At 38.5% G+C, this 13,673-nt stretch carries 12 protein-coding genes; 5 read left to right on the top strand and 7 right to left on the bottom strand.

Annotated features, from left to right (window positions below; genetic code table 11):
* Nucleotides 1-273 precede the first annotated feature (273 nt).
* Nucleotides 274-1,533, bottom strand: a complete 1,260-nt coding sequence (gene bioA / locus ACM03V_RS22340) for an adenosylmethionine--8-amino-7-oxononanoate transaminase (protein WP_414622995.1) — start codon at nt 1,531-1,533, stop codon at nt 274-276.
* An 11-nt stretch (nt 1,534-1,544) separates the two neighbouring features.
* Nucleotides 1,545-2,936 (bottom strand): aminopeptidase P family protein, encoded by a 1,392-nt coding sequence (locus ACM03V_RS22335; RefSeq protein ID WP_414622994.1) that lies wholly within the window; start codon nt 2,934-2,936, stop codon nt 1,545-1,547.
* 271 nt (nt 2,937-3,207) lie between these two features.
* Here ACM03V_RS22335 and ACM03V_RS22330 point away from each other — a divergent pair, with 271 nt between their 5' ends.
* Entirely contained in the window at nt 3,208-3,648 is a 441-nt protein-coding gene (locus ACM03V_RS22330) for a DUF4332 domain-containing protein (protein WP_414622993.1), read from the top strand.
* Nucleotides 3,649-3,857: 209 nt separating this feature from the next.
* On the opposite strand, the gene ACM03V_RS22325 is transcribed toward ACM03V_RS22330, so the two are convergent.
* The gene (locus ACM03V_RS22325; RefSeq protein ID WP_414622992.1) at nt 3,858-4,469 is read right to left on the bottom strand and encodes a TetR/AcrR family transcriptional regulator; all 612 of its coding nucleotides are present in this window, start codon (nt 4,467-4,469) and stop codon (nt 3,858-3,860) included.
* 575 nt (nt 4,470-5,044) lie between these two features.
* On the opposite strand from ACM03V_RS22325, the gene ACM03V_RS22320 reads away from it, so the two are divergent.
* The 4 genes from ACM03V_RS22320 to ACM03V_RS22305 all read left to right on the top strand — a co-directional run bounded on the left by ACM03V_RS22320 (nt 5,045) and on the right by ACM03V_RS22305 (nt 10,835).
* Nucleotides 5,045-6,610 (top strand): M16 family metallopeptidase, encoded by a 1,566-nt coding sequence (locus ACM03V_RS22320; protein WP_414622991.1) that lies wholly within the window; start codon nt 5,045-5,047, stop codon nt 6,608-6,610.
* Between the two features lie 316 nt (nt 6,611-6,926).
* Nucleotides 6,927-8,447 (top strand): M16 family metallopeptidase, encoded by a 1,521-nt coding sequence (locus ACM03V_RS22315; RefSeq protein WP_414622999.1) that lies wholly within the window; start codon nt 6,927-6,929, stop codon nt 8,445-8,447.
* Between the two features lie 656 nt (nt 8,448-9,103).
* Nucleotides 9,104-9,397, top strand: a complete 294-nt coding sequence (locus ACM03V_RS22310) for a hypothetical protein (RefSeq protein WP_414622990.1) — start codon at nt 9,104-9,106, stop codon at nt 9,395-9,397.
* 634 nt (nt 9,398-10,031) lie between these two features.
* Complete coding sequence (locus ACM03V_RS22305) at nt 10,032-10,835, top strand: hypothetical protein (protein WP_414622989.1); 804 nt, start codon at nt 10,032-10,034, stop codon at nt 10,833-10,835.
* 208 nt (nt 10,836-11,043) lie between these two features.
* Here ACM03V_RS22305 and ACM03V_RS22300 read toward each other — a convergent pair whose 3' ends face one another.
* The 4 genes from ACM03V_RS22300 to ACM03V_RS22285 all read right to left on the bottom strand — a co-directional run bounded on the left by ACM03V_RS22300 (nt 11,044) and on the right by ACM03V_RS22285 (nt 13,446).
* Nucleotides 11,044-11,265, bottom strand: a complete 222-nt coding sequence (locus ACM03V_RS22300; protein ID WP_414622988.1) for a hypothetical protein — start codon at nt 11,263-11,265, stop codon at nt 11,044-11,046.
* A 195-nt stretch (nt 11,266-11,460) separates the two neighbouring features.
* Complete coding sequence (locus ACM03V_RS22295) at nt 11,461-11,799, bottom strand: hypothetical protein (RefSeq protein ID WP_414622987.1); 339 nt, start codon at nt 11,797-11,799, stop codon at nt 11,461-11,463.
* A 172-nt stretch (nt 11,800-11,971) separates the two neighbouring features.
* Entirely contained in the window at nt 11,972-12,226 is a 255-nt protein-coding gene (locus ACM03V_RS22290; protein WP_414622986.1) for a hypothetical protein, read from the bottom strand.
* A 437-nt stretch (nt 12,227-12,663) separates the two neighbouring features.
* Nucleotides 12,664-13,446 (bottom strand): peptidylprolyl isomerase, encoded by a 783-nt coding sequence (locus tag ACM03V_RS22285; protein WP_414622985.1) that lies wholly within the window; start codon nt 13,444-13,446, stop codon nt 12,664-12,666.
* Nucleotides 13,447-13,673: the final 227 nt, after the last annotated feature.

Here is a 13,673-nt window from a genome sequence, read left to right as displayed (position 1 = left end):
ATCCTATTATTATTTTCCTTTTTAGAATGAAACAGCCCTGCCTTAAAAAGGGGGGCTTTGCCTAAGTCATATATCATTTACAAACAATTGATTGTTGATTATTCAAATCTTGTTCTTTGTTAAAAAATGTAAATGATTTTGATGGTTGATTTCAATACCTTTATTCGATAAGTGAGGTAGTGATTTTACATCTATCTAAGATGGAAATTACTAATTGACATTACACTCAGCCTAGAAGGCTGGTGCTATAGGAACAAAGCCCGTCTGCACGGGCTAATACTTCATCACCCATTCCTTCATTACTGCGGTAATTTGTCGCAAATCTTTTTCACTAATCACGTATGGGGGCATAGTGTACAGCCACTTACCATATGGACGGAGCCACACCCCCCGTTGTAGAGCAAACTCTCTAAATCCGATCAGGTTCGACGGACATTCAAACTCTAAGACTCCTATGGCTCCAAGCACCCGTGCGTCACAAAGCGATGCTCCAGATAATCCCTGTATCTCTTCACGGAGTACTTGCTCAATAGCTTTGATTTTACTTAGGTAGTTTTCGGTTTCGATAAGGTTGATACTTGCCAATGCTACAGCGCAGGCGACCGCATTTCCCATAAAAGTCGGTCCGTGCATGAAAGCGAGATCCGCATCGTCACCGAGAAAGGACTCGTAAACTTGGCTTGTAGTGATAGTTGCCGATAGTCCAAAGTATCCCCCAGTAAGTGCTTTACTAAGCACCATGATATCTGGGTTGACATTAGCAAGATCCGCTGCAAATAGGGTTCCCGTTCGTCCGAAACCTGTCGCTACTTCGTCGAATATGAGTAGCACCCCATGCTCATCGCACAGTTTTCGGGCATGGAATAAATATTCGGGGGGATAGAAACGAAAGCCACCAGCTCCTTGAAATACAGGTTCCAGAATGAACGCCGCAATCTGGCTATTGTTCGTTCTCAAAAGCTCGGCGAGTTGAGAAAGTGATGCTTGGCATTCTTCAGATTCTATATTTACCCCACCAGGTGCATCAACAAAATACTGAGGAAGTATGGCCCCTTTAAACAATCGGTGCATACTCTCGTCATCATCACTCACCGACATTGCCCCTGTGGTGTCGCCGTGATACCCCCCGCGAAGCGCTACAAAACGATTCTTGTCAGCAAACCCTTTATTGCGCCAAAACTGAGTAGCCATTTTTAGCGCAATCTCTACCCCTACTGAACCGCTGTCACCATAGAATACGTGATTGAGTCCAGATGGGGTAATCCTGACTAACGTTTCGGCTAGATGAATAGCTGCATCGTTAACGAGTCCGCCAAGCATAACATGAGCAAATTTTGCAAGTTGCTCGCTCACCGCCTTATTAAGGTAGGGGTGATTGTATCCGTGAATAACGCACCACCAAGACGAGATACCGTCAATGAGAACCGTGCCATCATCTAGGTAGAGTTTGACCCCCTCTGCTCTAATTACTCGATACGGCGCTGGAACAGTCTTCATTTGTGCATACGGAAGCCAAAGCGAATCATACTGCATCGTCATCACCACTAAACATCGGTTTCTGTGCAATGAACTGTTAACTGCTCCACATCATCCGCTCTTGTCGGTAAATCTTTCGTTAAAATTTCACTCCCATTGTCGGTAACTAAAACGTCATCTTCGATGCGGATTCCTCGTACATCTGCAAATTGAGCTAAGCGTTCCCAATTCACAAATTTATTAAAGTTTTCGCGATTCTGTGAATTATTCACAACTGCCGGTACTTGATAAAAACCTGGTTCAATTGTTACCACCATTCCTTTACGTAAGGGTCGATTTAAACGCAAATAACCTAAACCAAAGCGATCGCTTCTTTGTCTTCCTGCTTCGTACCCTGCTAAATCTCCCAAATCTTCCATATCATGCACGTCTAAGCCTAATAAATGACCTATTCCGTGGGGGAAAAACAAGGCATGAGCATCTGTATTCACTAATTCTTCGGGATTCCCTTGCAGAATACCTAAATTTACTAAACCTTCGGCGATAACCCTGCAAGCACAAAGATGAATATCTTCGTATTCAACACCGGGAATAATTTTGTCAATGCAGGCATCATGTGCGGCTAAAACAACATCATAAATATCTCTTTGAGTAGATGAAAATTTACCGTTAACTGGCCAAGTGCGAGTCACATCAGCAGCCCAACCCATCGGAGTTTCTGCACCAACATCAGCAAGTAGCAAGTCATTCGGATTCAGGGAGTTTTGATAACTTTCGTTGTGCAATACTTCCCCGCGCACGGTGACAATACTGTTATAAGAAGTAGTCATATTATTCGCGATAATAACTGCTTCCATCGCCGCTCTAACTTGTGCTTCTGTTTTCGCCGTGGAAGTTGCTGCCATCCCAGCTTTGTGCGATTCTACAGTAACAGCAACAGCTTGACGCATTTCATTTAAAGCTGCTTCATCATGAACAAGACGCAATTCGGCAACAGCTTTAGCTAACTCCAAATCGATATTTTCCGGCGCACGTTGCGGCAAAACCCATCTGTCAAGCAATTGTGACTGTTGCGTCCATGAAGTTGCATCTTGTACCGCAATTGTTGCCACACCTTCTAAATGCGATTCTAATTCTGCCATCGGGTAAGCTTCATCAGCACCAATTTGTTCGGCAATTTGATCGCGAGTTGGCATTTCTCCGTGCCAAAGAGCGCCACTTGGTGCCAGATTATCCAGAAATAATTGTAATTTACCAGCTTCCAAGCGAATTGCTGCATTTTTTAAAGGTAATCCAGCAAAATAGATAAAATGGCTGCTAGGGCGATGAGGAAAAATATTTGCAGAAAAATTTCGCGGGCTAGGGCTTCCAGACCAAAATATTGCCGGAAAATCGATTAATTTAGCTAATTTATCTCGCCTTTGACGTAAAGTATTTGCGAGTGAGTTGGGGGTAGTCATGGTTGGGGAATTGGGCATTAAGGTAGAGTGGGGGGATGGGGGGATGGGGAGATGGGGGAGAGGGGACAAGGATAATTTTAACCTTTAACCTTAATTACTTCTAGCTGTTAAGTAGTACTTCACGACATTAATTTTAAAGGGTTTGTAGTAGCGCTTCAGCGCCTCCGGATTCCGGAATTCGGATGCGCTGAAGCGCTACTACGAACAATGATTTACCCTTCATAACTTATGTGCTGGAATACTAGTCACTGATAATTGATAATTGAAAAAAATGTTTCCTAAACGAAAAGCTAAGGTAAGTGTTATTAAAGAGAAAAACTGGGCGATTGAAGAATTACCGGGATTAAAGCAGGATGAAATTGATAATTTGAAAAATAAGGGTTTTATAAATACTTTAAGTCTGGTGAAACAAGCAAAAACTTTAGAGGAAAAGGTGATACTGGCACAAAAACTACAGGTTCATGTCCAGTATGTCAATAAATGGGTTGCTTTAGCCGACTTGGCTCGAATTCCTGCTGTGGGCACAGAATATTGTGGATTGTTGCTTCATGCTGGTATTGCTTCGGTGATGCAGTTGACAAATACTCCTCCCCATCGTCTGCACAAACAAATTTTACGTTTGCAAGTTGCAACTCTCCAGAGAAGAGATTTATGCCCTGCTATTGAACTTGTACAACAATGGATTATGCAAGGTAAATCAATAAAGATTTGATAGTTGATGGTTGGTAGTTGATAAGTAGGTGTGCAAAATTAATTTAACATTCTAAAAAGTTCAAGTCCTTGCGATTGCTTCGTTCCTCGCAATGACAGTACACAATTAATTTTGCGTAGGTACTTAGTTGATGGTTGATAGTTGATGGTTGGTAGTTGATAGTTGATAGTTGATGGTTATTCCACTAACTACTAACCACTAACTACTAACTACTCTTTTTCCAATACACCGTTAAGAAATATGTCAGCCAATCCTTCTGCCATCTTTTGTTTTTCTTGGGGAGAAGCGTCTGGTTCCATCAGGGTTTCGTGGGAAAAGCCTGCTACGGCAAACATTCCTAAGAACACTTGAGCGACGAGTTTCGCATCTGTCTTGCGATAGATTCCTTTATCCATTGCTGTTTGAAAGAAGCCTTCAGCGACGTGAGTCATTTTATCGATTACTTCTTTTTGAATGCGATCGCGCAAGTCGGGATGAAATTGCGCTTCCATAAAACAAACTTTCATCATGTCGGCGTTTTTTTGTAAATTCCACATCCGACGACGCATAACTTGGGCTACGGCTTTGTAGCTGCCCATTTCGCTCAATTCGGTGAGTAAATCGGTGAGGATATCTACCCATCCTGCGGTTGCAACTTCGACTAAAATTGCTTTTTTATTGGAGAAGTGACGAAATAAGGTTCCTTCTGCAACCCCTGCTTTTTCTGCTAAGTCGCGGGTAGTAGTACCATCAAACCCTTTGGCAGCAAACAACTTTTGTGCTGCTTGCAAAATGCGATCGCGTGTTTGTGTTTCTGGGGGAGGGGATCTAAAAGCTCGCATAATATTAGTTTTATTGGTTTTAGTGATTCTGGAACTGCATATGTAGCATTATTGTCTCAATTAAGTACCATAACCTGCAAATCTTTAATATAAGATTAAGCCTTGAGCATTCATATTTTTTAGTGGTTTTAAATTTATCCAGAAGATAGCACGATAATTAGTAATTTGTAATACTTTCCTAGAGGATGTTTGAAAAGTATTAAGTTTTACTTCCAGCACCTCGGAAACCTAACCCCCCTGCCCCCCTTCCCTATGAGGGAATGGGGGTTTCAAAGCCTCTCTCCTTCTAGGAGAGAGGTTTGGAGAGAGGTTCCCAGATAGTTATGGACGCATTCTTACACCCTCTTGAGCGCCATCCGGTGTTGCGTAATTAAAAATATACGGAACGAAAGTATATGGCGATATGATGAACCCCTAAGACTTAAAGCTCCACCGCTAAAAGCTAAAAGCTAAAAACTAAAAGCTAGATAATCCCACTGTTTTTAAACGCGAGAGATGTAAAAATGTTCAATTCTGTTTATATTGCTTCTGAAGGTTACTCTTATACAGTTTAAAAGGAAAATAAAAGGAAAATTATGGGAAATTTCTCACGTCGGCTATTCGCACTTTTTTTGGCATTAGTTTTTTGTTGGGAGTTTCTGCCAGAAGTCGCATTTGCTCAAACTCCTTCTAAAACCCCAACCGCCGAGTCTAATCAATTTTCAATTCAACCTTATTTAGATCGGGTTGTAGAAAATTTGACGGAGTTTAAATTAGACAATGGCATGAAGTTCATTGTTTTACGACGACCTCAAGCACCCGTAGTTTCTTTTGTTACTTATGCCGATGTTGGCGGCGTTGACGAACCCGAGGGAAAGACTGGTGTTGCCCACTTTCTAGAACATTTGGCTTTTAAAGGTACGGATAAAATTGGTACTAGAAATTACGCCAAAGAAACAAAGTTGCTGGATAGATTAGATAAAGTAGCAGCCCAAATTCAACAAGCGCAAGCAGCAGGGCAAAAAGATAAAGTTGCTCAACTGCAAGCTCAGTTTCAAAAAATAGAAGAGCAGGCTCGCAATACGGTAAACCAAAATGAACTTGGTAGAATTGTCGAACAAGCCGGGGGTGTAGGTTTAAATGCCACAACTTCTACGGAAGCTACCAAATATTTTTACAGCTTTCCTGCCAATAAATTAGAACTTTGGATGTCTCTGGAATCCGAACGTTTTCTTAATCCCGAACTCCGACGCGAGTTTTTTAAGGAAAAAGACGTAATTTTAGAAGAAAGACGGATGCGCGTAGATAATTCCCCCATCGGGCAAATGATTGAAAAGTTCAATGATACTGCTTTTGAAAAACATCCCTACAAACGTCCGGTGATTGGTTATGACAAAGATATTCGCAATTTAACTACGCAAGACGTACAGCAATTTTTCGATACATATTATGTACCGAGTAATCTTACAGTTGCCGTTGTTGGAGATGTAAATCCTGCTGAAGTCAAGAAAATGGCAGAAGCTTATTTTGGGCGTTATGAAGCTAAACCCAAGCCAGAGCAAAAACTTGCAGTAGAGCCAAAACAAACTCAAGAAAAAGAATTTACCTTAAATCTACCTTCTCAACCTTGGTATTTAGAAGGTTATCACCGCCCAAGTCTAAATGACGTAGATAATGCAGTTTACGATATTATCGGTAGTTTGCTCAGCGACGGACGTACTTCGCGGCTGTATAAATCTTTAGTAGAAGAGAAGCAATTAGCACTTGCAGCCCAAGGATTTAGCGGGTTTCCCGGAGATAAATATCCTAACTTAATGCTGTTTTATGCTTTAACCGCACCGGGGCATACAGTAGATGAAGTAGCAGCAGCCTTAACAGAGCAAATTGAAGCTTTAAAAACACAGCCAGTTTCCGCTCAAGAGTTGGAAAGAGTCAAAACTAACGCTCGTGCCGGATTATTGCGCTCCCTCGATTCCAATATGGGTATGGCGCAGCAGTTATTAGAATACGAAGTCAAAACTGGTTCTTGGAAGAATTTATTTGAGCAGTTAGAAAAAATTGAAGCAGTTACCGCAGAAGATGTAATGCGCGTTGCCAAAGAGACTTTCGTTGCAGAAAATCGCACCGTCGGTAAGTTGTTGCCGAAGAAGCCAGGTAGTTAAGGGATGGGGAGATGGGGAGATGGGGAGATGGGGAGATGGGGTGGGGACAAGGAGAAAAATTTAAACTCCTAATTCTTAACTCCTAACTCTGTTAATCCAAAATATAAAATCCCATAACTCCTAACTATAGCGGTTTTCAGTTGGATAGAATACATTTTTACCTCACCCCCTTCCCCTCTCCTTGTTAAGGAGAGGGAAGCAGTACGGCGGGGTGAGGTTCGCCAAGTGTATTGCACTCAAATGAAAAGCGCTATATTCCCAATGTCCAATGCCCAATGCCCAATGCCCAATGCCCAATGCCCAACAAAGAGAGAAAATGAAGATTAAAAGAATAAGGTACAACAAAAAAGTGAAAAGATTGCTTTACTCGTTACTGATGTGTCTTACTTTTGTGCTGGTAAGCTTTGACTTATCTAGTGCAATGGCACAGCAGGTAACGCCGGGTAAATATACACCAAAGCATTATACTGACTTGGAATTCAAGCCAGTAGGTGAAATTAAGCTACCTGAATACGAACGGTACCAGCTTAAGAATGGCATGATAGTTTATTTGATGGAGAATCATGAACTGCCGTTGGTTAATGGTAGCGCTTTAATTCATACTGGCTCTCGCTTTGAACCAAATAATGAAGTTGGTTTGGCTGAGTTAACTGGTGGAGTGATGCGTACTGGAGGAACTGTAAAACATCCTCCTGATGAACTTAATCAAATGTTGGAGCAACGAGCGGCTTCGGTAGAAACCAATATTGGCGATACTTCTGGTACCGCTGCTTTTGGAGCGCTTAGCGAAGATGTAGATACAGTTTTTGGGTTATTTGCTGAAGTATTGCAACAACCCGCGTTTGCTGAAAATCAGTTGGAGTTAGCAAAAACCCAAATGAAAGGTGCTATTGCGCGTCGTAATGATAGCCCGGATGATATTGCAGGAAGGGAATTTAAAAAACTGATTTACGGTGAGAATAGCCCTTACGCTCGCATCCCCGAATATTCATCGCTGAATAATATTACTCGCGATGATTTGGTAACTTTCTATCAGCAGTATTACTATCCCAACAATATGATTTTGGGCATTGAAGGGGATTTTGATTCTGCTAAGATGAAAGCCTTGATTGAGAAAACATTCGGTAATTGGAAAGCTAACCCTAACTTCAAAAAACCAGCATTACCAGAAGTATCTCAAGCGAAAACAGGTGGAGTATTTTTTGTCAATCAACCGCAGTTAACCCAAAGTAACGTACTTATCGGACATATCGGCGGAAAATTCACCAGTGAAGATTACCCCGAATTAGATGTAATGAATGGGGTAATGAATGGTTTTGGTGGCAGATTGTTTAATGAAGTGCGATCGCGCCAAGGTTTAGCATATTCAGTATACGGTTACTGGAGTCCTCGCTTCGATTATCCCGGTATGTTTATTGCCGGGGGACAAACACGTAGTGATGCTACAGTACAGTTTGTCAAAGCTGTAGAGGAAGAAATCAAGCGAATTCAAACTCAACCAGTAACTCCTCAAGAATTAGCCTTTGCTAAAGAATCTACTTTGAATTCTTTCGTATTCAATTTCCAAGATCCCGCTCAAACTTTATCGCGTTTGATGCGCTATGAATATTACGGTTATCCTAAAGATTTCTTGTTTACCTATCAAAAACAGGTTGAAAACACTACGGTAGAAGATGTGCAGCGAGTTGCAAAAGAACATCTCAAGTTAGATAAGTTAGTATTTTTGGTAGTAGGAAATCAAACCGCGATTAACCCACCGTTGACGCAACTAGCATCGCAGGTAATGCCCATCGATATTACTATTCCCGGTACGCCGAAACCCCAAGCGAGTCAATAACTGCTATTTGCCAAAATTACCTCGCTGACTGGTATCTATATAGCGTTTTTCGTTTGAGCGCAATAGATTTTAACAAACCTCACCCTTTTTTCTTCGAGGGGGTGAGGTTTCTGCTGTTATTAGACTCAATCATCTGAAAAGCACTATATTCGCCTTTAAAAGCTTTAAATAAATTATACGTAATCTCTAGATATTTTTTTAGCTAGTAACACGTAAACTTTTTTGTTGCAATTTTTATTCTTAAAATAAATGCCAGTATAAACGCTTAAGTATTTATACTAACTTTAAAACAGCTACACATCAACATAAATTTTAATAAGTTACTTAACTTGCTTTAAGATATTTTTCATCAATTAAATAATAAAAATATTATAAAATATCGTTGTATATAGATTTACAAACACAATCAAAAATTTAATTTGATTGTTACGAATAAAAAATATATTAAAAGTGTGATTCATAATTATGTACATAAAAATAATAATTTCAACGTTTCTTTTATTTAATAATTAACAATTTATAGCATAAAGCATAAGACTTCTTTATCTAAAAATAAAACTAGCAATATAGCAGATATTTCGGTTGCTTTAATTCTATATTTATTGCTAAAATTATTATGGTAATTCAATCAAAAGAAATTTAAGTTGAGAAAGTCCATGAATATTAATGATTTAGAAATCTGCGAAGTAGTAGAGTCTGATAATCAAATTATCGGAGGTAAACCTGATACTTTTGTACAAGGAAGTGTCAAAGCTAAACCAGGGAAGGCAAAAGCTTCTGTACTAGCTGTTGGCGTTGGTGATAAAACTAGTGCTGCGACTATTACTGGCGCTACTGCGGCTCCTAAATACGGTGCTGCCTATTACGCAGGTTATGCCTCAGCTATAGAAGGAACTAAGACTTCTTATAAAACTGCTTCTGGTGCAGATTCCGCAGCTAAACCGTATTAATAGCTAAGAACAAAACAGTAGCATTTGAAGTTACTTTAATCTTGTCTAAATTACAATACAAAAGTATTGTCAATCTTCTCATAAACTACTGATTTTAAACTTAGATTATTTGTACGCATTATATCTTTAGAAAATTAGATAAATATTTTTCAAAGAGATAAATGCAAAATCGGACATAACGGATAAATTAAGCATTTCAGAGCAATACATAAAAAATATATCCGCTTTGTCATAATTAAACCAAGCATGGACATTTCTCAATTAAATAATTCAAAAACCTTGGCTTCATTTGAAGTCAAGGTTTTTTTTTGATTGTTTAATAGTTTCTACTCGTTTACCGGGCTGCGATCTGCATTGGCATATACTGAGAAGAAGAATTTTTAAGTTGTATTCATATTAACTTTATTTTTTGCATCAATTTATACTTTAGTATTGTTACTTAAGTAGTTTTTTTGATATTTGGGTGTTTGGCAGATTTGTAATTATTGTGTCTGTAAAAGAATAGTTTTACGGAAGCGATATACGGTGTTTTGACTAAAAGGCATGATGCGAAATTTCCTTAGCAGAGGAATTTATCAATGCTAATGCTCGTTAGTCAGCAAAATTTATTGTGCAAATTTTTTAAAGAAACAATATGAATACAAAACACAAATTGATTCAAAAGTTGATTCTCGTTGCTGCTCCCGTCTTAGCCAGTTCGGTTTTGGCTATTTCACCAAGTAGAGCTGCTACTTTTGCTTCCTCAACCGCAGAATTTGAATTTTCAAATTCTAGCCCGCCTCCTTTCGGTGTTTTAGCTTCTACAGATACCAATGCTTTGAGTTTTGAGCAAAATGGAATTGCACAGGCAACAGCCGCAGCAAATGCAATTTTTTTACAATCTCCGGCAACTGGAGCTAACTTCAATTCCGCTGAGGCGTTTGGTGAAAATCAAGAGTATTTGGCTCTTGCAAAAAGTGAATCTGAATTGATAGGTAATTTTCAAATAAAGGCAGATACTAGTTTTTCTTTTAAATTTATAGCGGATTTAGAGTTAAAGACATCGATTGATAATCCTCCTTCCGAAAATGCTAGGGCTAGTGGTCATATATCTTTCTTGATATTTGATATTGACAACAACACTCTTTTAGACTATTTCGATTTGATCGGAAATTTAACTACCGAAGGTGACAACGATTTTGTTGCACTGCAAGCAAGCGATAATGTCAAGTTCAAGCAAGAATCTGTTAATCCTAATTTTGGTGGATTGAAAGAATCTTTAGAAGCTTCTGTAAAAGGTTCATACCAGCGTACTTTTGCTAACGACACAAATTTGGTATTGGTTGAATTTAAGCGAAACAGAGTTTTAGTTAAAGCTCCCGAGCCTTCAGCTAATATAGCTTTGCTGCTATCTAGCGGTATTATTGCCGTAATCATGAAACGCTGCCGACGTAAATAAATGCAACTGTAAAAACCTGTTTACCAAAAGAACACAGCATTTTTGCAATCATACCCTGCTTGCAGTCTTGAGCAAATTTCTTGACTGCTTGTGGGTTATTCGCGATCAAAGTGCGAGAAATTTTAACCCAACTTCTTAAGTTCCTGGGAACTGTTTTTTGCTAGATTCTCTTTATCGAACACAATATTAATCCCCGTGCCAATTAACTCTATTTTTCTTCACTATCTCTAGCTACCGAACTACTTGAAGAACTGTAACTACTAGAGCTAGATGACGAGGAACTACTACAACTACCACTATGTTGATCAACTGAAACACTTTGGTGAATTTCCGTGCGATCGCCAACTGCTGAGGCTGTACTTTTGGCTTCAGCAATAACTTTACCATCAGGCGATACAATCCATTTAGTAATAACTCGATGATTAGTCATAACTATCTCAACTTTTATTAAACACAATTACATCATCTTATACTGCCCTTACAGACAAAGTATTAGATAAAATTTTAGAAAATTCAAAAAGCAATAAGCATAAGCTATTAAAAAGCCTTGTCTAAAATCTTTTTAATAGCTTATGAAATTAAAACCAAGCAATGAACATTTCAGAGACTTGAGTTTGGCGAGACTTTAAGCGGCTGCAAATGATTTTGCACTATTTCTTATACCGTTAGAAGTGTAGCCTTTTGATGCTTCAGAGTAAGCTTTACCATTACCAGATGCTTTTGATACCACAATAGCAAAATCGCCTGTTGCATCATCATAGAAATAACTTGTTTTATAGCCATATTTAGCTAATGACTTTTCTGCAAGTTTGAATCCTGATTTTGCATTAGGAAAATAAAAATCTTTATGATAGCTAAGGTAAGGCGCGAGAGACTCCGAAATTGAAGCTCCACCTTTTACTTTTTCGCTATCATTAATTTCTGTTTCACAAAAGCTGAGGTCGGCAATTTTAAATTTGCTCATAAGACCTCCTATTGAGATTTTAGTATCGCTGAAAACTTATAAGCGTTTTCAGCGATATTTTTGACAATTTATCAATTTATAAAGATCATCAACTGTCTATTTAGTCAAATCCTCTTTATAAACAACCTTCTTTAAATAATTATTTACAGAAGGTTATGAAAATTGAAAACGTTTAGTCATGCTTCTTAAAATTGTTCAAAGCAGCAGCAAAAGATTTAGAATCAGAAGCAGCGAATTCGCCAGCAACTGCTGTGGTGGAAGTAGAGGTTAATGCTACTGCCTTGTCACCGAATGCAATAGCATCAGCTTTAGCTTTCGCAATAGCCTTTTCGACCTTCTTTTTATAGTCGTCTTTTTTACCGCCGTGACCACCAACTACTTGATTTCCTTCAACTACTTCAATTTGATTTAAATCTAAAATATTCATGAGATTCTCCTGGGAATTTTCTTAATACGTATCTGGGAATTATCGTGGCGAGACATCTTCTGTTCGCTCACATTTATAATATAGTTGTTTTTAATAAAAAAAGCAAGCGTTTTTACAGTTTCATTTAATAAATATTTTTTATTATTTAGCACCAAAAACCTATTATTGTATACGATTATTTTATAGTTTATTTATTAATTAAAACAGCAGAATCTAAGGTTAACAAAGCTGTTACCTTACAGACATTTAATATTGTTTTTTTGAATTAAACTACTCTTCTAAAGTGAAATATGTTTTTGAAATTAGACAAATATTTTCTGAAATAATCTATTTGTCTGTGCTAAAAATGAATTTGTTGGAATTTTTGTTGCTCTTAATTTGATTTACTCCGTATTACAGTTAATCTTTTTTGAAAAATTATAAATTCCATAAGCTGCTCAAGCCTGCATTAACGAATCTGGAGATGCTTGGTTGTCATTATTTAACTCAAGTGAAGTTGAAATTTCCATCTGTTGGATTTGTTGTTTCAACCAAGCATCAAATAAATCAGCAATAATTTCTTCACGTAACTGCTCGTTCAATTGTGGTTTAATAATTTCTTCAACCCAAATCAGATAAACACCTTTAGAACTCACAATTGGTTTAATAATTTCCGGGGGAGTAGCAGCAAATACACTACTCGCAACTTCTGGGCGAAAATCTTTACGGTGTCGAATTCCTTGATACCCACCAGCACGACGTAATTCTGGATTTGGAATATATTCGCGAGCAATTTCCGGGAAAGTTAATTCATGCTCTTGAATTGCATAAAATAGTTCCAAAGCCAAGTCATAGTCATCTAAAAAAACTTCATAGGTAGCTGCTTTTATGAAATCAAGTTGATTTTGATAAAAGAAAGATTCGACTTCATCATTAAATAGATGATGCGCCACCTTCTGAGAAAGTAGATTTTTATAGGCTAATTCTTCAAAATCATTTATAGAAAGATGATGAGCTTTCAACCAAGCCCAAGTATCTGTAGCTTTAACAAGTTTTTTTGCAAACCTCAGCCTATCTCCTTCCTGCTGTAATTCATCCTCCTCAACCGTAATACCTGCTTTTGAAGCAGTATCGGCAATAATTTTTCGAGTCGCTATCCCCTCGATGACACCGGGAATTTGACAAGACATTTTCAAATGATGGATTACATCTTCAGATGATATGGATAAAGTATTTTTCATGATTAGTAATTGGTAATTGGACATTGGGAATAGTTAGGAGTTAGGAGTTAAGAGTTAAGGATTTAAATTTCTCCTTATCTCCCTCTCTACCCCCTCTACCTAGGCTGTTGACTTTGATAGAATTTCCGCGTGCTTCGTTCATACAAGTTTTATGCCGGTAACAACCATAACCTTTCTCCCTCACCCCTTCCCCTCTCCCAAGCTTGGGAGAGGGGTGCCCTTCAGGG

This window comes from Calothrix sp. CCY 0018 (genome assembly GCF_963920925.1).
GTDB lineage: Bacteria > Cyanobacteriota > Cyanobacteriia > Cyanobacteriales > Nostocaceae > Rivularia.
The sequence above is the reverse complement of the archived record's forward strand: the minus strand, read 5'-3'. Positions and strand labels throughout refer to the sequence as shown.

Bases quoted from the DNA above. Each gene is read 5' to 3' on its own strand.
- bioA (WP_414622995.1), bottom strand. From the start codon at position 1,533: ATGCAGTATGATTCGCTTTGGCTTCCGTATGCACAAATGAAGACTGTT.
- ACM03V_RS22335 (WP_414622994.1), bottom strand. From the start codon at position 2,936: ATGACTACCCCCAACTCACTCGCAAATACTTTACGTCAAAGGCGAGAT.
- ACM03V_RS22330 (WP_414622993.1), top strand. From the start codon at position 3,208: ATGTTTCCTAAACGAAAAGCTAAGGTAAGTGTTATTAAAGAGAAAAAC.
- ACM03V_RS22325 (WP_414622992.1), bottom strand. From the start codon at position 4,469: ATGCGAGCTTTTAGATCCCCTCCCCCAGAAACACAAACACGCGATCGC.
- ACM03V_RS22320 (WP_414622991.1), top strand. From the start codon at position 5,045: ATGGGAAATTTCTCACGTCGGCTATTCGCACTTTTTTTGGCATTAGTT.
- ACM03V_RS22315 (WP_414622999.1), top strand. From the start codon at position 6,927: ATGAAGATTAAAAGAATAAGGTACAACAAAAAAGTGAAAAGATTGCTT.
- ACM03V_RS22310 (WP_414622990.1), top strand. From the start codon at position 9,104: ATGAATATTAATGATTTAGAAATCTGCGAAGTAGTAGAGTCTGATAAT.
- ACM03V_RS22305 (WP_414622989.1), top strand. From the start codon at position 10,032: ATGAATACAAAACACAAATTGATTCAAAAGTTGATTCTCGTTGCTGCT.
- ACM03V_RS22300 (WP_414622988.1), bottom strand. From the start codon at position 11,265: ATGACTAATCATCGAGTTATTACTAAATGGATTGTATCGCCTGATGGT.
- ACM03V_RS22295 (WP_414622987.1), bottom strand. From the start codon at position 11,799: ATGAGCAAATTTAAAATTGCCGACCTCAGCTTTTGTGAAACAGAAATT.
- ACM03V_RS22290 (WP_414622986.1), bottom strand. From the start codon at position 12,226: ATGAATATTTTAGATTTAAATCAAATTGAAGTAGTTGAAGGAAATCAA.
- ACM03V_RS22285 (WP_414622985.1), bottom strand. From the start codon at position 13,446: ATGAAAAATACTTTATCCATATCATCTGAAGATGTAATCCATCATTTG.